General features: G+C 62.4%; 19 protein-coding genes. 1 reads left to right on the top strand and 18 read right to left on the bottom strand.

The features are described from left to right. The first annotated feature begins 189 nt into the window (after window positions 1-189). A complete protein-coding gene (locus BBG20_RS19705; RefSeq protein WP_065906211.1) occupies window positions 190-1,581 on the top strand; it encodes an undecaprenyl-phosphate glucose phosphotransferase in 1,392 nt (463 codons plus the stop codon). Window positions 1,582-1,617: 36 nt separating this feature from the next. Here the strand turns inward: BBG20_RS19705 and BBG20_RS19700 are convergent, their stop codons facing one another. The 18 genes from BBG20_RS19700 to BBG20_RS19615 form a co-directional block, all read right to left on the bottom strand. Then, a complete protein-coding gene (locus tag BBG20_RS19700) occupies window positions 1,618-3,693 on the bottom strand; it encodes a YjbH domain-containing protein (RefSeq protein WP_065906210.1) in 2,076 nt (691 codons plus the stop codon). Beyond that, window positions 3,690-4,448: a capsule biosynthesis GfcC family protein gene (locus BBG20_RS19695; protein ID WP_065906208.1), complete on the bottom strand. Its 759-nt coding sequence runs from the start codon at window positions 4,446-4,448 to the stop codon at window positions 3,690-3,692. Before BBG20_RS19695 ends, BBG20_RS19700 begins: the two co-directional genes overlap by 4 nt. Continuing rightward, complete coding sequence (locus BBG20_RS19690) at window positions 4,445-5,104, bottom strand: YjbF family lipoprotein (protein WP_083221445.1); 660 nt, start codon at window positions 5,102-5,104, stop codon at window positions 4,445-4,447. The genes BBG20_RS19695 and BBG20_RS19690 overlap by 4 nt, the downstream gene beginning before the upstream one ends. 12 nt (window positions 5,105-5,116) lie before the next feature. After that, a complete protein-coding gene (locus BBG20_RS19685) occupies window positions 5,117-6,229 on the bottom strand; it encodes a polysaccharide biosynthesis/export family protein (protein ID WP_083221444.1) in 1,113 nt (370 codons plus the stop codon). An 87-nt stretch (window positions 6,230-6,316) separates the two neighbouring features. Next, complete coding sequence (locus BBG20_RS19680) at window positions 6,317-6,556, bottom strand: hypothetical protein (protein ID WP_065906202.1); 240 nt, start codon at window positions 6,554-6,556, stop codon at window positions 6,317-6,319. A gap of 180 nt (window positions 6,557-6,736) precedes the next feature. Then, window positions 6,737-8,146: a mannose-1-phosphate guanylyltransferase/mannose-6-phosphate isomerase gene (locus BBG20_RS19675; RefSeq protein WP_065906200.1), complete on the bottom strand. Its 1,410-nt coding sequence runs from the start codon at window positions 8,144-8,146 to the stop codon at window positions 6,737-6,739. Window positions 8,147-8,165: 19 nt separating this feature from the next. Beyond that, window positions 8,166-8,624: a GDP-mannose mannosyl hydrolase gene (locus BBG20_RS19670; protein ID WP_065906198.1), complete on the bottom strand. Its 459-nt coding sequence runs from the start codon at window positions 8,622-8,624 to the stop codon at window positions 8,166-8,168. Window positions 8,625-8,629: 5 nt separating this feature from the next. After that, window positions 8,630-9,838: a glycosyltransferase WbuB gene (locus BBG20_RS19665; protein ID WP_065906196.1), complete on the bottom strand. Its 1,209-nt coding sequence runs from the start codon at window positions 9,836-9,838 to the stop codon at window positions 8,630-8,632. Next, window positions 9,838-10,815 carry a GDP-L-fucose synthase gene (fcl, locus tag BBG20_RS19660; RefSeq protein ID WP_065906194.1) on the bottom strand — a complete coding sequence of 326 codons (978 nt, stop codon included), beginning with the start codon at window positions 10,813-10,815 and terminating at the stop codon, window positions 9,838-9,840. The genes BBG20_RS19665 and fcl overlap by 1 nt, the downstream gene beginning before the upstream one ends. Window positions 10,816-10,817: 2 nt before the next feature. Then, on the bottom strand, window positions 10,818-11,939 hold the full coding sequence (gene gmd, locus BBG20_RS19655) for a GDP-mannose 4,6-dehydratase (RefSeq protein ID WP_065906193.1): 1,122 nt from the start codon (window positions 11,937-11,939) through the stop codon (window positions 10,818-10,820). Window positions 11,940-12,008: 69 nt separating this feature from the next. Further along, window positions 12,009-12,944, bottom strand: a complete 936-nt coding sequence (locus tag BBG20_RS19650) for a glycosyltransferase family 2 protein (RefSeq protein WP_065906191.1) — start codon at window positions 12,942-12,944, stop codon at window positions 12,009-12,011. After that, window positions 12,941-13,510 (bottom strand): LbetaH domain-containing protein, encoded by a 570-nt coding sequence (locus BBG20_RS19645; protein ID WP_065906189.1) that lies wholly within the window; start codon window positions 13,508-13,510, stop codon window positions 12,941-12,943. Before BBG20_RS19645 ends, BBG20_RS19650 begins: the two co-directional genes overlap by 4 nt. Beyond that, window positions 13,507-14,652, bottom strand: a complete 1,146-nt coding sequence (locus BBG20_RS19640) for a glycosyltransferase (RefSeq protein ID WP_065906187.1) — start codon at window positions 14,650-14,652, stop codon at window positions 13,507-13,509. Before BBG20_RS19640 ends, BBG20_RS19645 begins: the two co-directional genes overlap by 4 nt. Window positions 14,653-14,683: 31 nt before the next feature. Then, a complete protein-coding gene (locus BBG20_RS19635; protein ID WP_065906185.1) occupies window positions 14,684-16,006 on the bottom strand; it encodes an O-antigen ligase family protein in 1,323 nt (440 codons plus the stop codon). Next, window positions 15,984-17,216: a glycosyltransferase family 4 protein gene (locus tag BBG20_RS19630; RefSeq protein WP_065906183.1), complete on the bottom strand. Its 1,233-nt coding sequence runs from the start codon at window positions 17,214-17,216 to the stop codon at window positions 15,984-15,986. The genes BBG20_RS19635 and BBG20_RS19630 overlap by 23 nt, the downstream gene beginning before the upstream one ends. 1 nt (window position 17,217) lies before the next feature. Then, entirely contained in the window at window positions 17,218-17,811 is a 594-nt protein-coding gene (locus BBG20_RS33395; protein WP_319025273.1) for an acyltransferase, read from the bottom strand. Continuing rightward, window positions 17,798-19,102, bottom strand: a complete 1,305-nt coding sequence (locus BBG20_RS19620; protein ID WP_065906181.1) for a lipopolysaccharide biosynthesis protein — start codon at window positions 19,100-19,102, stop codon at window positions 17,798-17,800. Before BBG20_RS19620 ends, BBG20_RS33395 begins: the two co-directional genes overlap by 14 nt. 8 nt (window positions 19,103-19,110) lie before the next feature. Further along, on the bottom strand, window positions 19,111-19,648 hold a 538-nt coding region (locus BBG20_RS19615), incomplete at its 5' end, for a UDP binding domain-containing protein (RefSeq protein ID WP_141697305.1).

Genomic DNA, 19,648 nt, shown 5'->3' with positions numbered 1-19,648 from the left:
ATTTACTGCCTCTCTCAGCTGCCATTTTATAACACCCACTTCTAATAAATACGCACCTGACCTTGTTATAAGTCGTCAGCCATTGCCCCCGGCCGTTCATTACCATTCATGGGTACGCGCTTGCGCGTGCCTGTTGTTTTTTCATTAAACCCTGCCACCACGTGCGTGGTCACCACCGGGAGCAGAAGTATGCTGAATAACACTAGAATGCATCGCAACCTGACCCCCAAGGGTTTAACCTTCTGGGGCCAGTGGATGCTTGCATCCAGCCTGGTCGTTGCGCTGTTGTTTATGCTGGTTTTCCTCAAGACGGGACAACTTGAATATAACTACCGCGTGCTCGCCGCCTTCACCATTCTGGCCTCGCTCCCGGCGTACAGTGTGTGTGATGTCTACAGTAAAAAAGATGATTACGGCGTAGGCCTGGGACGACTGTTCATGGGGTGGCTGTTGACCGTGGGCATCGTGTTTATTGTCGGCATTGTTTGCAATGCCAGCGAACTGTTTCCGCTGGAAACGTTATTACTGTGGGCGGCGGTCAGTTACCCGTTACTTGCCCTGTGTTATATCCCGCTGCACAGTGCCTCCCGGTATTACCACCGCCAACTTCATGAACGGCACAAGTCACTGATTGTCGGCACCGGCAAGCTCGCCGTGGACCTGGCCAAGACCCTCTCGCGGCAGAAACGCTCGCCGCTGGTGGGCCTCGTCGGTAGCGACAGCGAGATCGCCGCTGACGCACCCGCGCAGATCCTCGGCGACCTGCCGCAATTGCCCCAGCTGATCCGACAGCACGGTATCCGCCGGCTCTATATCACCCACTCACTGCAGGACGCCACGCACATCGAGGCGCTGTACCTCAACCTGCTGGACATCAGCGTGGACGTGATCTGGGTGCCCGACCTGAACAACATGCTGCTGCTCAATCACTGCGTGGCCGAAGTGGACGGGCTGCCGGCGATTTTCCTCAATGAAAGCCCGCTGACCAGCCGCCCCACCGCCGCCTTGAGCAAGTCATTGCTGGACAAGAGCATCGCCCTGCTGGCGATCCTGCTGCTCAGCCCGGTGTTGTTGGTGTTCGCCCTGTTGATCAAGCTCACATCCCCAGGCCCGGTGATTTTCAAACAGGACCGCCACGGCTGGAATGGCGAAGTGATCAAGGTGTGGAAATTCCGCTCGATGCGTGTGCATGACGACCATGAGGTACGCCAGGCCAGCCGCAACGACTCGCGCATTACCCCGGTGGGCCGGTTTATCCGCCGAACCTCAATCGATGAATTGCCGCAGTTCTTCAACGTGCTGCAAGGCAATATGGCCCTGGTCGGGCCGCGCCCCCACGCGATTGCGCACAATGACTACTACTCGGGGAAGATCCACGCCTACATGGCCCGCCATCGCATCAAGCCCGGCATCACCGGCCTGGCCCAGGTCAGCGGTTGCCGGGGCGAGACCGAGACCTTGGAAAAGATGCAACGGCGCGTGGACATCGACCTGCGCTATATCAATACCTGGTCGCTATGGCTGGACATCAAGATCCTGATCAAGACGCCGTTCACGCTGCTGTCCAAGGACATCTACTGACCCAAAAAAGGGGGGCATCCTGCCCCCCTTCCCGCCTCACTCAGTGATCTTGTCGATGTTCTTGTAGAACAGGTCACTGTCGCGTCCATCAGTCATCGAATGCAGTGAATACGCGCGGTTCAACCTGGCCCCGCCATCACGGGTCAGCGGCGCCCACACCAGGTTGGCGCGGCGCATCGTCGACAGGCTCATCAACTCATCGAAGGGAACGGACAGGTAGAGGCCCTTATCGAAGCTGCCTTCGCCAAAGTCTTCCTTGGACACGTTGGTGCGCGTGACCCAGGCCCCAATCCGCACGCCATTGTTGAATTCGCGCGACAGGTCCAGGGTGGCCCCCCAGTCCCTGGCCAGGTAGCGGCCTACGCTCAATGCGCCCTGCAGGTTGAACGGCAACTCGCTGTAGCCGGTGATATGGCCGGTGACGGTGCGGTAGTCACGCAGGCTGAAATCCTGCTCGAAACCGCGTTGGCGCACGTAGTTGAGGTCCGCTCCCAATGCCCAGCGCTGGCCCATCGGGCGGTACAGCACTTCACTGCCGACCCCGGCATACATCGACTCCAGCAGGCCGCCGTAGACCATGCCGTACAGGTCCTGGTCGAGTCGCTGCGCATGGTTGAGCTGGAAGGTCGGCAGGGTCACATCGGAGCTGGTCATGTAGCGGCGCAGGTCGGTGCGCACCCTGGGCAGGCCAGTGGGGGCGTCGTAGGTGAAACCGTCGTAGTTGTTCAGCAGGTTGACACTGAGCAGGCCACTCCACCACGTATTGCGGGTGAAGCGGTACTCGGCGTCGAGGTCGGCGGAGACCTGGTAGAGCAAGCCATCCGGCCCGCCGACATTCTGCTTGTAGCCCAGGCCCAAGCCATAGCTCAAGGGCTTGGGTGGCTGGGTATAGAGTACGGTCGGTGGAGTGGCGCTGGGCCGATTGACTTCGGCCTGGCGGTGCAGGTTCTCCAGGGGCTCACGGTTGTCGACCACCTCGCGGAAGGTCTTGCGCGGCACACTGGTTTCCTCGATCGGCATGGCGTAGCGCTCGCTGACCAGGGTGAACCAATCGATCTGGTCATTGACGCTGTTGTCGAGGATCCGACTGGCGCGACCCACTGCCTTGGCACTGTAGAAGTAGCGCTGCTGCTCGCCATACACCAGCAACTCCGGCCCGCGCTGGGCGATACGTTGCACGTTGTAGCCGGCGTTGTCGTGCAGGCGCTGGGACACGGCGGCCCAATCGACCTGGTCCATCGGCGTGGTGGGCGGCATCGTCGGCAGCTTGGGCGGCGGTGGATCGTAGGTCTTGACCGGCGCTTTGCGGCTGACGAAATTGGTGTGCAAGGTGATGCCGAACATGGCGGTGTTGCCACGCTCCCAGGCGGCGCTCACGTCGATGGAGTCAGCGAGCTTGTAGACCATGCCCAGGTTGATCGGCGAGTCCTGGCGAAAGTGGTTGTCGCGGGGCTCGTGCTTGTAGTCGTTGCCCTCCACTTCGAGCTTGAGGCTCAGCGGCGCCCAGGGTGTCTGGTAGGCGACACCGCCAAACACTGCGGGGCGGCCGCGAAAGTAGCCGTTGGAAAAACTGCCGGAGCCTTCGGCGGTGGGCCGCGTGTTGAAACTGTCGTCCACCGCGCCCAGCGGGTTGCCGAAATCGCCGCGACTGCCCAGGTAGCCCCAGGCGATGCCGGCGCTGAAATCCAGGTCGCCGTAGCGCTTGTTGGCCACCAGGTATTCGCTGGAGAACAGGCCGGTGCCGCCCAGGTCCATCAGCCCCAGCGCCACCTCGGGCAACCAGTGGCTTTCCTGATAGAGGCGCACCTTGGCATCGACCGCCTTGTCCTTGTAACTCTGGCCACCACTGAACGACTCGGCGCCATACGGGCGGTTGGTAATCGCGGTGTAGCGAAAGGTGCCTTCCAGCCAGTCCAGCGGCTGCGCGGAAAAACTGTAGCGACTGTAGGGCTCGGTCCGGTTGGCGTTCACGCTGAGTTCGCCGGCGGGCGCCATGCGGGCGGTGGGCGTTTGCAGCAGCCCGACGCCGCCGAAATCGCTTTGGGTATAACGGGGATCGCCATGCACGACGCCACACGGCACCAGCAGCACGGCTGCAATACATAATTTCAAGGCGAGACCTCGGCCAGGGGTTGGGTGCCAATAAACTCGGCCAGTTGCGGGTTCAGCTCGGGCGTGGGAGTGTCCAGGTCATCGCTGCGGATCGGCACCAGCAGCGTGCTGCCGGGCGCGAGCGGCAGGCCGTCTGCGCGATTCCAGGGGGCAACGCCCAGGCGCGTGACATGCCCATCGGGCTGGATCAGCCACACCTGGTCGGCATCCGCCTCTGCCAGGGCCGGACAGGCGCGCAGGTAAGCGCGCGCCAGTTGCATCGGCTGGAATGCCAAGGTGCAGGTGGCGACGACGGCGCCGAACACGCGCACGGTGTCGGGTCGTGACGGGTAGATCAGGCGATCACCCTCACTGACCGGCAGGTTGGGCGCAAAGCCGACCTCCACTGCCACCGGGTCGAGCTTGGCGATCTGGCGACCGGTGACCGGCAGCGCCAGTACCTGTCGATACAGCTGCGCCGCTGCCCGCGCCCGGCTCTCACGCCCGGCCGCCCACGCGGCACGGCGCAGGGTGTCCAGGTCAAACAGCACGCCGGCCTTGAGCCGTGCCTGGCGCTCCAGCAAGGGTTGGTGCAGCCAGGCCGCCGCCAGCCAATAGCCCTGGGCATCCGGTTGCGCGGCGGTCATCACGTCGAGCAGGCGCATACCCGGTCGCCAGCTGATGGGCTGCGTGTCGCCGCTGACGGTCACCGCTGCCTGGCAGGCCGTGGCACAGCTCCACAGCAACGCCAGGGCCCATCTTCTGCGCAGCGTCATGGCGCCTCCTTGCGGGCGGGTTTGAGTTGGGTGATGGTCAGGCTCAAACGGGGGGTGAGGTGCTGCTCGCTCTGCACGATCGTGCCGTCAACCGGGTCGACCCAATAACGGTTGCGCGCATGAAAACCCAGGGCCTGGGCCTCGATGTCCTCATCGATGCGCAGCAAGGCGTAGGGTTTGTCGAGGATCTCCAGGGTCTCGATGCCCCGGCGTTGAAAGCGGCTGGTGATCGTGATCCCCAGCTGATAGCCCTCGACCACATCGATCTGGCGTGTGCTGCGATAGCCGTCGGGCACGCGGTGCAAGCCCTGCTGGAACGGCGACCGGCCTTGCCAGCGCGTGCCATCCAGATCGGCGCCCAGGCCGACCGTACGCACCACCAGGCCATCGCGTATCAGCAGCACCTGCTTGCCGGAAGCGACCCAGAACTGCAGGTCGCCGCGCTGGCGAATCAGCGCCATCACGCCTTCGCTGGACACCGTGGTGACCTTGATCTGGGGAAAGGGCACGGCGTCCACCTGGGCCTGGCTCACCACCAGCGGCGAAGGCCCGCCAGCCGCCGCCTTGAAGGTATCGAGCGAGGCCTGCATCAGTGGATTGCAGGCACACAGTAACCACGCCGTAGACGCGTAAATCGTACGCTTCAGACTGTTCACGCAAGGTCCACCTTATCGGCTGCTGGCTTCGCTCAGGTTGTTTTGAGTGGAAGCGCCGATGCCAATGATCGAAGCGGACGGCAGCAACTGGCTGATAAAACGGTTCCAGCGCGTGATATTGGCGGGGCCGACAAACACCACGTCCTGGGGCTGCACATCAAAGCGCGTGGCCAGGGCCATGGCGGAGGGCGACGCGGCTTCCAGCTGGAACACCTTGGCCGGCTCCACCTCGATGTTCTGTGCGCCACGGATCACGTAGATGGCGTCGGCATTCGAGGTGTTCTGGTTGACCCCGCCTGCCGAGCCCAGCACATCGGAGAGGTTCATGCTGCGGGTCTTGAAGCTCAGGGCGCGGGGCTGCATGACCTCGCCCATCACATAGATACGCTTGCGGTCGTTGTAGGGCAGGTACAGCTGGTCGCCGTCCTTGACGTAGATATCGTTGAGGCGCGACGGGTCCTTGTTCAACGTGTCCAGGTCGAGGGTGTAGCGCTTGCCGCCACGGGTCAGGGTCAGGTTGGAGAGGTCGGCATTCTGCGGGTCGATACCCGAGGTGGCCACCGCCTCCATCACGCTCATCGGGATCGTGGTGATCGGCACCGGCCCGGCCTTGGCGACCGCGCCGGTCACGACCACGCGCTGGCTGGCAAAGCGCAGGACGCTGACATCCACTTGCGGGCTGTCGATGTATTGGCGCAGCTTCTCGGTGATCTCACTGCGCAGCGCGGCCAGGGTCCGGCCCTTGGCAACCACTTCACCGACATACGGGTAGAACAGGTTGCCATCCGGATTGACCAGCCGGCCGTTGGCATCGATCTGCTGTTGCGGGCCGGACGGCGCGGTCAGTTCGGGGTGGTCCCAGACCGTGATATACAACGCGTCATTGGGACCGATCAAATAAGGCGCCGGTTTATAATCCAGTAGTTCTTTGGGTAATGAATAAGGCTCGCGCGTGGCGGCGTCCATGGCCAATAACTTTGGGGTGATCGGAATTAACTCCACGCGGCTACTTTCAGCGCTACCCTCCTGGGTCATTGCCTCGGTATTCATATATTGGCCCGGGGCAAACATGCAACCTTGCAACAATGCAGCGGCCACGGCCGCAACAGGAAAAAGACGCCTCATAGTGCTCGGACACTCGCGATATTCGACAAGAAAAAAAGACCACTTGGACGGGGATTCCAAGCGGCCTGTAAAAGGAAGGTCTACAACTTAGTTGCCGGTGCCCGTGGTACCGGTCGTGCCGGTGGTGCCCGTGGTCGTGCCACCGTTGGAACTGCCGCCGCTGTTGGACGCAGCCGCCACGCCGGCGACAATCGCGCTGCCGATCAGCAGGGTTTCGCCGACCGTCACCGAACCCACCACGGTCGTGTCGAGGCCCAACGGCAACTCGGCAGCCAGCGCCGACGTACTCAAGAGACTGAGCAACATAATAGCCAGTGGTTTTCTCATAACAGACTCCTTATCGTCAGTGAGTAGTCCGGCCGATAGTGCCATTCAACTAAACCGCACACCAGATGGATAAAAACGTGCTCACTCAGTTGAAAATAACGTTTTAGCGATGAAGCGCCCGGCAGTGCGTGCATTGGTAGCAATGGGCGTCAGGGCGAATGTTATTAATTGTCGAAAACTTCAGGCCCTGCCGTACTTGTCTTCAAAGCGCACAATATCGTCCTCGCCCAAATAAGCGCCCGACTGCACTTCAATTAACTCGAGTGGGATCACCCCGGGATTTTCCAGCGCATGCACCTGGCCGATGGGGATATACGTCGACTGGTTTTCCGAGACCAGGTAGGTCTGCTCGCCATTGGTCACCCGTGCCGTACCGCTGACCACGATCCAATGCTCGGCGCGGTGGTGGTGCATTTGCACCGACAACTTTGCCCCCGGCTTCACGGTGATGCGCTTGACCTGATAGCGCGGGCCAGCGTCGACCGAGTCGTACATGCCCCAGGGCCGGTACACCTCGCGGTGGTTGAGGTGCTCATGGCGGCCGGCCTGCTTGAGCTGGTCGACGATAGCCTTGACCTGCTGCACCTGGTCCTTGTGGGCCACCAGCACCGCGTCCTTGGTCTCGATAATGATCAGGTCCTGCACGCCCACCGTGGCCACCAGCCGACTGTCGGCGTGCACGTAGCTGTCGCGCGTATCCAGGGTCAACCCGTCGCCGCGTATGACGTTGCCACGGGCATCTTTTTCACTGGCCTCCCACAACGCCGACCAGGAGCCGATATCACTCCAGCCCGCCTGCAGCGGCACCATCACCGCGTCGGCGGTTTTCTCCATCACGGCGTAGTCGATGGAGTCATCCGGGCAGGCCGCGAAGGTGGCTGCGTGAACCCGGGTAAACGGCTGGTCCTGGCTGCCGCCCTCGAGTGCCACGCGGCAGGCTTCGAGGATCGCCGGTTGAAAGCGCTCCAGCTCCTGCAGGTAACGGCTGGCGCGGAACATGAACATGCCGCTGTTCCAGAAATAACCGCCACTGGCCACATACGTTGCCGCGGTGGCCGCGTCCGGTTTCTCGACAAAGCGCCGGACCTGGTAACCGCCCTCGCCTACCTCGTCCCCCCGCTCGATATAGCCATAGCCGGTGTGCGCACGGGTGGGTGTGATGCCGAACGTCACCAGCTTGCCAGCGCGGGCCAGCGGCAGCGCCACCTCGAGGCTGGCATGGAACGCCGGGATATCCTCGATCAAGTGGTCAGCGGCCAGCACCAGCAGGATCGGGTCCTCGGCCTCGGCCAGCGCCTTGCACGCCGCCAGCGCAATCGCCGGCGCGGTGTTGCGCCCCACCGGTTCAAGCAGGATGCTCGCGTGCTCCAGGCCCAGCTGGCGCAATTGCTCGGCCACCAGGAAACGGTGCTGTTCGTTGCAGATCAACTGCGGCACGGCGACATTGGCGCCTTCCAGCCGGGCGATGGTCTGCTGCAGCATCGACAGGTGCGCGTCGGTCAGGCGCAGGAACTGTTTGGGGTTCAACTGCCGCGAGAGCGGCCACAGGCGCGACCCCGACCCTCCCGCCATGATCACCGGTAATAACATCAGAGCATCCTCGGGAGAATCAGAAATAGGCGCGGGTGTTTTCGTGCACCCGTGGGCTGAAACGCAGTTCGTCCTGGGGCCACCAGCGATACTGCCGGTGTTGCTCCGTGGGCGGCTGCAGCGTCTGGTGGTCAGCCAGCTCCAGGCAATAGCTGAGCACCACGTAGTGGGTGTCCGGCCCGGCTCCGGCGTTGGCAAATACGCTGTCATCGTAGAAGTGTTCGAACACGCCCAGCAGCCGTGCATGGGCGCGCTCGAACGGGTGTCCCAGTTCGTCGCGGCTGATGCGCCGAAACGCGCTGTCGAGGCTTTCGTTCTTGTAGATACGCCCGCCGGGCACGAACCAGTACCCATAGGCCGGGCGATTGACGCGCAGGCCCAGCAGCGCATCGCCTCGGCTGTTGCGCACCACCAGGTCAATCGCCACCAGCGGCGTCGATGCCACGACCGTCTGGAAGGTCGGTAAATCAAGCCACATACACGTCAAACCTGTGCCAGGAAACGTTGCAGAATGCGTTCCTTGTCGAGGAACTCCTTGGCGTAGTTCAACGCCACCTCATTGCGCGCGGGCAGTGCCAGCACGCGCTCGATCCCGGCGTTCAGCGCGGCGACCGACTCCGGTTCGATCAGCACGGCAATGCCCTGGTGCTCCTCGCACAGGCGGCCGAGGGTAGTGCCTGGATCGGCGGTGATGATCGCGTTGCCCCCCACCGCCAGAATGTTGGTGAGCTTGGACGGCAGCACCGCGTCCGCCACCCCGCGCTTCTGAATCACCAGGTGCGCGTCTGCCGACGCCAACAGGGCCGGCAGGTCGGCATACGCCTGCAACGGTGCAAACAGCACATTGCGCAAGTCATCGCGTTCGACGCGCTCCAGCAACCGCGCCTTGCCCGTACCCTCGCCGACAATCAGAAAGACCAATTCCGCACGCTGGGCATGGGCCTTGGCAGCCTCGAGGATCAGTTCCAGCCCCTGCTTCTCGCCGATGTTGCCCGAGTACAACAGCACCCGCGCACCCACCGGTACCCCCAGACGTTGCAGCAATGCGCAGTTGCGCGGCACCTGGCGAAAACGCGCGGTCTCCGACCAGTTGGGAAAAAACAGCAACCGCTGGCTGTGCACGCCTTTGCCACGGGCCTTGTCGAGCATACCGGTGGAAATCGTCGACACCCGGTCGAACCGCCGCAGCAACCAGCGTTCAATGCCAAACGCCACGCGCCGCAACAGTGATCCGCCACCGAGGCCGAGGCCGAACATTGCATCGACTTCGTAGTCCTGAATATGCAGCACCGAGCGCGCGCCGCTGAGCTTGGCCAGCAGCAACGCCTGGGGCGCACAAAACAATGTCGGCACTACCAGCATTACCAGGTCCGGCTTCCAGCGCAGCTGCCCCAGCACCGCCAACGACGAGCTGGCGCAAAAGCTGATCAGGTGCAGCAACCGCGTCAGCGCGGTGGGCTGGTGTGGCACATACAGCGGGCAGCGAATCACCGTCACGCCATGGTCTTGTTCAGTGCGATAGCGCCACGGCGAATAGCCCGCGCCCACCTGCCAGTGCGGGTAATACGGCGGCGCCGTCACCACGCGCACGTCATGCCCCTGGCTGGCCAACCAGCGCGCCTGTTCACCGCTGTACTTGCCGATACCGGTGAGTTCCGGGCTGTAATTGATGCCGTACAGAAGGATTTTCATCACTGGCCCCGTGGCTGTTCAAGGGCGGCGAGATAGGCGTTGTAGGCATCGCGCAGGCCCTCCTCCAACGGCACATAGGCCTCCCAGCCCAAGGCATTGATGCGGCTCACATCGAGCAATTTACGCGGGGCGCCGTCGGGCTTGCTCGCGTCAAAGCGCAAGCGCCCCTTGAAGCCGGTGACCCGCACCAGCGCCTGGGCCAACTCGGCGATGGTGCAGTCCACGCCGGTGCCGACATTCAAATGCGAGCGCGTCGGCTGGGTCTGCTCGCGATAGCGCTCGGGGCTCAGCTCCATGACATGCACGCTGGCGGCGGCCATGTCGTCCACATGAAGGAACTCACGCCGGGGCCGGCCGCTGCCCCAGATCACCACTTCGTCATCGCCACGCTGGGTTGCCTCATGGAAGCGCCGCAACAGCGCCGCGATCACATGGCTGTTTTCGGGGTGGTAATTGTCGCCAGGGCCATACAGGTTGGTCGGCATCACGCTGCGGTAGTCGCGGCCGTGCTGGCGGTTGTAGCTTTCGCACAGCTTGATGCCGGCGATCTTGGCCACCGCGTAGGGTTCGTTGGTGGGCTCCAGCGCGCCGTCGAGCAACACCGCTTCGATCATCGGCTGCGGTGCATGCACCGGGTAGATGCAGGAGGAGCCGAGGAACAACAGTTTTGCCACGCCATGGCTGTGGGCGGCGTGGATCACGTTGGCCTGGATCATCAGGTTCTGGTAGATGAAATCGGCCGGGTACGTGGCATTCGCATGAATCCCGCCGACCTTGGCAGCCGCCAGGTACACCTGCTCCACCTGCTGCTCGGCGAAGTACGCCTGCACCGCCGTCGGGTCGAGCAGGTCGAGTTGATCACGGCTGGCCGTGAGGATTCGGGTATAGCCCAAGGCCCACAGGCGCCGCACAATGGCCGAGCCGACCATGCCGCGATGGCCGGCGACAAAAATCCGCGCATCCAGATCACGTGCCATGCTCAGTTCTCCACGGCAATCGGTGCATCATGCCCATGCAGGCGCAACAAGGCATGGCGCTGGGCGACCTTGAGGTCTTCGCGCACCATCTCCGCACACATTTCCTGGGCGCTGATCTCCGGGGTCCAGCCTAGTTTGTGCTTGGCCTTGGACGGGTCGCCCAGCAGCGTCTCGACCTCCGCCGGGCGGAAGTAACGCGGGTCCACCCGCACAATCACATCGCCGACCAGGACGCCCGGTGCCAGGTCACCGTCGATGTGTTCCACCACCGCCACTTCCTCCACGCCTTTGCCGACAAAGCGCAGGCGCACGCCCAGTTCCGCCGCCGACCAGCGAATGAAGTCACGCACCGAATACTGCACGCCGGTGGCGATCACAAAGTCCTCGGGGCTGTCCTGCTGCAGCATCATCCACTGCATGCGCACGTAGTCCTTGGCATGGCCCCAGTCGCGCAGCGCGTCCATGTTGCCCATGTACAGGCACTGCTCCAGGCCCAGCGCGATGTTGGTCAGGGCGCGGGTGATCTTGCGCGTCACAAAGGTTTCGCCGCGACGCGGCGACTCGTGGTTGAACAGGATGCCGTTGCACGCGTATAGCCCGTAGGCCTCGCGAAAGTTCACGGTGATCCAGTAGGCATACAGCTTGGCCACCGCATAGGGCGAGCGCGGGTAGAACGGCGTGGTTTCCTTCTGCGGGGTTTCCTGCACCAGCCCGTACAACTCGGAGGTCGAGGCCTGGTAGAAGCGGGTCTTCTTTTCCAGGCCCAGCAGGCGGATTGCCTCAAGGATGCGCAACGTGCCGAGGGCATCCACGTCGGCGGTGTACTCCGGTGAATCGAAGCTCACGGCGACGTGGGATTGCGCGCCGAGGTTGTAGATTTCGTCCGGTTGGATCTGCTGGATGATGCGCGTCAGGTTCGACGAATCCGCCAGGTCGCCATAGTGCAGGATCAGGTTTTTGTGCAGGGCTTGGGGGTCCTGGTAAATATGATCGATGCGCTGGGTATTGAACGACGATGAACGCCGCTTGAGACCGTGCACGGTATAGCCTTTTTCCAGCAGCAGCTCCGCCAGGTACGAGCCGTCCTGACCGGTAATCCCGGTAATAAGCGCAACTTTGTTCATGTCTGTCTCCCGATTGATAGGCGAGCGAAGGCCTTCACCCAAACTTGGGTGTTTGTTAAAAACGGTCAGTTACTTCGGTGTGGGCAGGTTCAAGTTATGGCCGGTCAACTTCGAAAGTTCCCGGACAATGGCTTCCTTGTCGGTTAAGTGAGCAATCGCGGTTTCCAGTTCGAGCACTTTTGCGCCCACCAGGAAGCGGTACCAGTAGCCCTGCAGCAGGTGATAGACCAGGCCACTGCGGCCATCGAGAAACCCCAGCTGGATGATGTAGCGCCACAGGAAATACGCGGTGGAACTCAGGGTGAACGGCACGCGGTTGTACAGGCGGTTCTTCACCAGGCGCTTGGTGCGGGCCTGCAAGGAACTCTGCCCGGTGTGCAGTTCATCGCGGATCGCAAACAACCCCAGCCGTGCGTTCAGCACTTCGATCGCCTCGCGGGTGGCGTACTGGTTGTGCTTGTGGGTGAAGAAGGTCAGGTCATGCAGGTTATGGTCGGCAAATCCGCCGTCGAGGGTGATGGTGCGGCCCTCGGCCACCGAGATGTGCTCATCCATCCAGCGGTCTTCCACGCGCCCCAGCCCGCTGCGCCACAGGCGCAGCATCTTGAGCGGGTAACGCCCGCCGTGGCGCACCCAGCGCCCCATGAAAATATGCTTGCGCTTGAAGTTGATGCCGGTGATATCGCCGGCCAATGTCGGCAAGCGGGTATTGATCGCGGCGGCGAGGTCAGCCTCGATGATCTCGTCGGCGTCCAGGCGCATCGTCCAGTTACCGGTAATCGGCAGGTGGTCCAACGCCCACTGGAACTGCTTGGCCTGGTTGACGAAGGGGTGCTGCACCACCAGCGCGCCGTGACGGCGGGCGATGTCGCAGGTGTCGTCGGTGGAGAACGAGTCGACCACCAGCACCTCGTCGCTGAAAGCGCGTGCCGAGTCGATGGCACGGGCGATGTGCAGGCTTTCGTTGTAGGTCAGGATAATGACGCTGACGGTTTCGCGGGTCATGGCCTCGACTCCTGCACGTGTTGGGTGCGCTGGCTGATCTGCCGCGACGGATGCCCGGCATGCACGGTCCATGGCTGCGCGATGCTCTTGATCACCAGGGTGCGCGCGCCCACCACCACGCCATCGGCAATACACACGCCAAGGGTGATAAAGGCCTCGGCACACACCCACACGTGCTCGCCCAGCACGATGGGCTTGGCATACAGCTGGAAATTGCGACTGTTGTAGTCGTGGGAGCCGCCGCACAAATGCGCGCCCTGGGAAATCACGCTGTAGCGCCCGATCCGGATCAACGCCATGTTGTAGAGGGTGGTGCCATCGGCAATCCCGACGTGGTCACCCAGCTCCAGGTTCCACGGTGCCCAGACTTTCGCCCGTGGGTACACGTGCACGCCCTTGCCCAGTCGCGCCCCGAACAGGCGCAGCAAGAACGCCCGCCAGGCATGAAACGGGCGTGGGCTGGTGCGAAACAGCACCACGTACACCATGTTCCACAGCTGACGGCGGATCCGATGGCCGAGTGAAAATGACGCCGAGCGATGCGGGTCATTGCCTTGGAGAATCATGGGCAACACTCCCGCACGATTTCCAAAAGACGCTGGGCGCCGCGGCGGATATGAAAGCGTTGGCTGAAACACACCTTGGCGCGTGCCGACATCTGCGCGTAGCCCGGCACATCGAGCTGCAGCCAGCGTTGCAGGTTAAGCACGGTTCCGGCGGCGGTGTCTTCACTGACAAACCCGACGGCGTCCTGGTCGATTTCACGCCAGATATTCACCTTGTTGCTGATCAGCACCGGCTTGCCGCAGGCCAGGGCTTCAGCCACGACCACGCCAAAATTCTCCTGATGGGAAGGCAGGCAAAACACCTCGGCCGCATAGAACGCCCCCCACTTGGCGGCGCCTTGCAACATGCCAGGCCAGCTCACGCGGTGGGCGATCCCCAACTGCTCCGCCTGCGCCCGCAGCGCCTGGCCCCAGCCGCCTTGATCGGGGCCGGCCATCACCAGGTGCAAACGCGCGTCCTGGCCGGCAACCTGGGCAAACGCCTGCAGCAGGTGATCGCAGCCTTTTTTGACGTGGATGCGGCTCAGGAACAGGATCAGCCGCTTGCCCTGCAACTCGGGGTGATCCCCGATAAAGGCCTGCGCCAGGCGCGCGCCGTCAGCCGGTGGGCTGGCGGTGCCGTAGGCGGTGATCGTTTCGTTGGCGCGATACAGCCAGAACGACTCACGCGCGCGGATTTTCTCTTCCTCGCTGGTAAACACCACGCGCTTGGCATCCCTCAGCACCCGGTACTCACCCCACGGCCAGTACAACCATTTCTTCAAATGCTTGAGCGGGTATTCGTGCTTGAACCAGGGGTCGAGCATGCCGTGGGTATACACAATGTACGGCCTATCCTGCGCGTTCAGCACCTGGCGGGCGACAAAACCGTGGTACTGCCACAACCCGTTGATGATGAAGAAGTCGTACTCGCGCGCGTGCTGCTCCAGCCATTGGCGGATATTGCCGTTCAGCCCATAGCCAAACCGACTCGGCCCCATGAAGTGCACAGCGCCCGGGTAGTCGACCGCGAAGTGCGCATCCAGCGTCAAGACATCCACCCGATGCCCGTCCTGGACCAGCACTTTGTCAATTTCCCGAGCGGCGTTGATCGGGCCGCCATTTTCCGGTTTAACCGAAGAGATGATTCTTAGTAACTTCAAGTGCTGTCGTCCGCTGATGCGTTGAGTGGATTCAGGATTTCTTGCAGGCCGCGAGAATCAGGCAGGCGTAGAGCACGCCAAACGCCAGGAACGTGCCCTGCATGGTCATCACCCCGTTGAACAAAATCGGCGCGAGGAACCCGCACAGCAGCAACGGCACCCCCGTGCCCTGGCGCACCAGCGCCTTATAGGATTTGAGCAGCAACCAAAGCAGGACAAAGATCCTGAACAGGATGAACATCGCCCCGGCAGGAAGGCCCATCTCCAGGACAATTCGCGACCACTCGTCCTCGGCCAGCAAGAAGCCTGCGCCCTGCTCGCGCCCGGCGCGCAGCAGGGTCGAGGCGGCATTGGTGCCCGACCCGATGCCGTGCCCCCACAGCGGCGCGTCGTCGACCACCCGGGTAAATGCATACAGGCTGGAAAATGCGCGGGTCACCGGTGAGCCTTCACTGGCCACCGCGCTGCGGTTGCGCTCGACCAGGACCTGGTAGCTGTCGGTCGACATGAAGATCAACAGGCTGACAAACAACGCGGCCGCCAGCAGGAACAGCGCCAGCAGGTTGCGCTGCGACTTCTTGATCAAGGCCACCACCAGCGCAGCGAGCAATACGATCGCCGCATAGGCATAGATAGCCCTTGAGCCGGTGAGAAAACACATCACCGCCACCGAGGCCGCAGACACCGCAAAGAGTCCATAGCGCCGCGCAAACACCGCCTGGAACAGCGCCTTGTCGAAGATCGACGCGACCAGGAACGCAAAGCAGGCGGAGACATACACCACGTGCCCGGCGGTAAAGGTAAAGGTCCCATACGGCCTGACGACACCGTCGGCGATCATGAAGATGAAGTCGTCATCGCCGATGCCTTTGTTTACGTACGCCTGGGGCCCGGACGAATATTGCAGCACCACCAGCACGCTGATCGGGATCGCGGCAAACAGTGTGATGCGCGCGAACCGATAGACATCCGTCAGCCTGAGGGTCTTGCCGGCCACGAAGATCAACGGGAAATACAGCAGGTAGTTGCGCACGCCGTAGCCGTAGATGACGAACCCTTCAGGGCTGCTCAATAAAAACGCCGACACCAGCACGAAGAACACCATGACCAGCACCACGAAGTAAGCCGACACCAGGTTTTTCGAAAAGAACCCGAACCTGAAGGCACACCAGTAGATGTAAAGGACAATCGGGTCCTTGATGAAATAGATCACCGAGCTGAGGCCGGGCACCACCCACTTGCGCAAGATCCCTTCGAACAGGATGAGCAGGTAGATGAGCACGAACGCACTGACCACGCGGGTCCGGTAGCGCTCGTGCAGGCTGAGCCGTTCAGGGCTGGCAAAGGATTGCATCCAGCACCTCCCTGGCGTAGCTGTCCCAGGTCGTGCCGCCGGCAGACAGCAGCGCGTTGTGCTTCAACGTCGCGAGTTTTTGCCGATCACTGGCCAGTTCCACCAGGCGGCTGGCAATGGCTTCGGCAGACCTGATCGGCACCACGTAGCCATTGACCCCTTCGACGACCAGGTCGGCCGCGCCACAGTTCTGCGAGACGATCACCGCCGTCCCCGTGGACAGCGCTTCACCCACCACCAGGCCGAACGCCTCGGCGAGTGACGGCAGGACCAGCACGTCGGCCTCCTGCAGGTGGCGAATCACCTGGTCGTGGGAGGCCGAGCTGAACCACTGGACCTTTTTCAGCTCGGCGTTGAGCGTCGGGTTACGGCCGTTGGCGTAGTCCCCACCGATCACCGTGACGTCGAGGGCAACACTGCTGGCGGCCAGGTTCAGCGCCTCGAAGAAGTACGAGAGGCCTTTCTGCTGGGTCAGCGCGCCGATAAACATCACCTTCAACCGCGCACCGGGGCGCACCGCTGCCGGCGGATGTACCAGCGGCGCAGGTGCACCGTAGGGTGTGATCGAGACCTTGCCCGGGGCGATGCCAAAGTCACCCAGGGTTCGCTTGGCAAACGTGCTCGCGACGATGATCCTGTCCGCCAGCGCCAACTCGGTGGTCTGCTTGCGCACGGTGTCGTCACTGATGTTGGGGATGCTGGCGCGCCACGCGGGGTTGGCCTCGCGCTCATGCTCGAGGACTTTGCACGCGTAGGCGACCGAGCCAAAGGCCGCCTCATAATTGAGGGTGATCCCGCCGATGTCGCGAGCCGCGCGGAACAAGGCCAGGCACTTGCCGTCGTAGCCGTACACGTGCCGGGGTTTGCGCGCGGAGCGGTACAAGAACTGCGCGCTGGACTGGTCAATGTGCTGGTACACATTTTCCGGGCAGAACATTCCGCTGTTGCGCTGCGTGAGGCGAAACCACTTGAGCTTGTCGCAGAGCACGCGCGGCACGTCGTAGCGCGGGTAGCTGTGCAGCAGCGCGCCATCGACCTGGTCAAAGGTGCGGCGCAGGCACTCCTTGCCCACGATAGGCAGGCGGCACAACAGCGAATCCTTGTGCAGCGCCAGCGAGGTATGAAAGGAATGCAGCAGCTGTCGTTGATTCAACGCACGCAGCAACGCACGGACATTCTGGTTACCGACGGGATGGGCGACGAGAATCATTTTATTTCCCCATCCAGGCTTCGACGATGGCACTTGAACGCGCCGGACTGTAGGTGAACGTGCGCGTGGCACGCTGCCTGACGACCCGCGCCGGGTTGCCCGCCACGACCGTGAAGGGTTCCACATCGCGGTTGACCACACTGCCCGCCCCCACCACGGCGCCCTCGCCGATCGTGACGCCCGGCAGGATCATCGCGCCGGTGGCTATCCAGGCGTAATCACCGATCACCACCGCTGCAACCTTCAGGCGCCAGGCGGGGTCATCGATGGCATGGGTACCGGTCAGGATCCTCACGCCCTCATTGATCGCGACGTGGGCGCCGATGCGCACGGGGGCGTGCAATTGAATGAAGCTGCGCTGGCCGATAAAGCTGCCGGTACCAATGCTGAAGCGCTCCAGCGCCCCTTCGAACTCGCAAGCGTTGATCATCACCAGCGAGCCCAGCGTGGCGCCCTGGCGACGCAATGCACGCTGGCGGCGACTGGCCTTGAGCAGCCGGCCCAGCAACAGCAAACGCTTGGCCAGGTACTTGAGGCCCTCCAGCGTCAGCGGGTTGACTTTCAATCGCTGCCGAATCAAGTCATTGATCAACACGGGCCATCCTCACTTCAAGACGATGAAAACCGTGCCTGGCAAAGCAGAACAACACGACTTCCGTGGCCACCAGCACATAGCAGACGCCAAGCAGGCCGAAGGGTTGTGCCAGGCCGAAAACCGCCAGCACACTGGCTATCGACACCAGCATGAACACCAGTGCGAAGCGCGAGTAGGACGCCGTCGCCATCAACGCGACCCAGTACACCTGCCAGGCCACATGGGTCAGTGCGCCGAGGGTCAGCACCAGCATGATGGTGCTGGAGTAATCGTCCTTTCGGCCCGACCACACATCGAATATGGTGCCGCCAAACACCACCACCAGCACCCCCATCACACAGGCGATGGGCAGTGAAAACTTCAAGGCGTAGCGAATCATCTTCCTGACCAATTGGTTGTCTCCGACCGAAAATGCATAGGAGATCTCCGGCCACAGGGACTGGTTGACCACCGTCGAGAACTGCACCAGCACCCTCGAAATGGTGCGGTACAAGCCGAAGATCGCCGCATGGGCCGGCGACAGCAGCACCGACAGCAGGATGATCAAGCCCTGCACGTTCAGCGCCAGGCCGATAGGAAACGCCAGCGAGGCAATCGAGGGTTTGATCAAGGTGGTGAACGCACGCTTGCCGATCGCCGCCGGATCGAAACGCAAGGTGATGCCCAGCCGATTGGCAATCAGGTTTTTGCTGAGGAGGCCGATCAGGCGCACGCCCAGCAACGTCAGGCTGGTAGCGACCAGGCTGTGGGTGAGCGAGGCGCACACCAATGCGGCCGTCCATTCGAGCATCCTGATGACGTTCATGATGAAGGCCGACAACGGCAACGCCTTGCTGGCCCGGTAGCGGATCGAGATCATGTTCGTGAACAGGCACAGCAGCGAATAGCCGGTGAGTGCCGACAGGATCAACACCCCATCGTGGCTCCTGATGGCGTGGAGATTGAGCACGCCGAACAGGTCGAAAAACGCCATGGCCCCGAGGGCCAGCACCAGCACGCTGAGCCCCGCCAGGACTAAAAACGCAAAGCTGGTGCTGTAGACCGCACGGGCCACCCTGACCCGCCCGCGTTCATGCCAGATCACCACCTTGCTCGACGCCGCCGTGGTCACGCCCAGGTCAGACAGCGCCAGGTAGGTGGGGATCGCCGACAGCACCACCCACTCGCTGTAGGCGCCAAAGCCCCAACTGGCGATCAGTACCGGCACACTCACCAACTGGATCAGCAGGTTGACCACCTGGCCGAACGAGTTGGCACCAATGCCATTGACGATTCTTTTAACTACGCTCATGGGATGACCTATACGGTGTCGAGAGGTCGCCCGATGGAAATGTAGTGAATGCCTTTCTTCAGCACACTCGCGGGGTCGTACAGGTTGCGCCCGTCAAAAATCAACGGCTGTTTGAGCTGCTGCTGGATCACCGTGAAGTCCGGTGCCTTGAACACCTGCCACTCGGTGACAATCATCAAGGCGTCGGCGCCCTTGAGGGCGGCCTCCTTGGTCCCGCACAGGCGCAGGTCGTCGCGGTCGCCGTAGAGCCGCTGGGTTTCTTCCATGGCCTGCGGGTCAAACGCCTGCACCTTGGCGCCCGCACGCCAGAGCGCTTCCATCAGCACACGGCTGGGCGCCTCGCGCATGTCATCGGTATTGGGTTTGAAACTCAGCCCCCACAGCGCGAAGGTCTTGCCCGCCAGTTCACCCTTGAAGTGACTGGACAGTTTGTTGAACAGGGTATTTTTCTGTTCGGCGTTGCGCCGTTCCACCGCCTTGAGCAGCGTGGCGTCGAAGTCGATGCCATCGGCGGTCTGGATCAACGCCTGGACATCCTTGGGAAAA

Source organism: Pseudomonas aylmerensis (genome assembly GCF_001702265.1).
Classification (GTDB): Bacteria; Pseudomonadota; Gammaproteobacteria; order Pseudomonadales; family Pseudomonadaceae; genus Aquipseudomonas; species Aquipseudomonas aylmerensis.
This window is presented reverse-complemented; position numbering and strand designations above follow the sequence as displayed.

What these genes read in the sequence shown, in the direction of transcription:
- BBG20_RS19705 (WP_065906211.1), top strand. Translation starts at nt 190, where the DNA reads ATGCTGAATAACACTAGAATGCATCGCAACCTGACCCCCAAGGGTTTA.
- BBG20_RS19695 (WP_065906208.1), bottom strand. Translation starts at nt 4,448, where the DNA reads ATGACGCTGCGCAGAAGATGGGCCCTGGCGTTGCTGTGGAGCTGTGCC.
- BBG20_RS19685 (WP_083221444.1), bottom strand. Translation starts at nt 6,229, where the DNA reads ATGAGGCGTCTTTTTCCTGTTGCGGCCGTGGCCGCTGCATTGTTGCAA.
- BBG20_RS19680 (WP_065906202.1), bottom strand. Translation starts at nt 6,556, where the DNA reads ATGAGAAAACCACTGGCTATTATGTTGCTCAGTCTCTTGAGTACGTCG.
- BBG20_RS19675 (WP_065906200.1), bottom strand. Translation starts at nt 8,146, where the DNA reads ATGTTATTACCGGTGATCATGGCGGGAGGGTCGGGGTCGCGCCTGTGG.
- BBG20_RS19670 (WP_065906198.1), bottom strand. Translation starts at nt 8,624, where the DNA reads ATGTGGCTTGATTTACCGACCTTCCAGACGGTCGTGGCATCGACGCCG.
- BBG20_RS19665 (WP_065906196.1), bottom strand. Translation starts at nt 9,838, where the DNA reads ATGAAAATCCTTCTGTACGGCATCAATTACAGCCCGGAACTCACCGGT.
- fcl (WP_065906194.1), bottom strand. Translation starts at nt 10,815, where the DNA reads ATGGCACGTGATCTGGATGCGCGGATTTTTGTCGCCGGCCATCGCGGC.
- gmd (WP_065906193.1), bottom strand. Translation starts at nt 11,939, where the DNA reads ATGAACAAAGTTGCGCTTATTACCGGGATTACCGGTCAGGACGGCTCG.
- BBG20_RS19650 (WP_065906191.1), bottom strand. Translation starts at nt 12,944, where the DNA reads ATGACCCGCGAAACCGTCAGCGTCATTATCCTGACCTACAACGAAAGC.
- BBG20_RS19645 (WP_065906189.1), bottom strand. Translation starts at nt 13,510, where the DNA reads ATGATTCTCCAAGGCAATGACCCGCATCGCTCGGCGTCATTTTCACTC.
- BBG20_RS19635 (WP_065906185.1), bottom strand. Translation starts at nt 16,006, where the DNA reads ATGCAATCCTTTGCCAGCCCTGAACGGCTCAGCCTGCACGAGCGCTAC.
- BBG20_RS19630 (WP_065906183.1), bottom strand. Translation starts at nt 17,216, where the DNA reads ATGATTCTCGTCGCCCATCCCGTCGGTAACCAGAATGTCCGTGCGTTG.
- BBG20_RS19620 (WP_065906181.1), bottom strand. Translation starts at nt 19,102, where the DNA reads ATGAGCGTAGTTAAAAGAATCGTCAATGGCATTGGTGCCAACTCGTTC.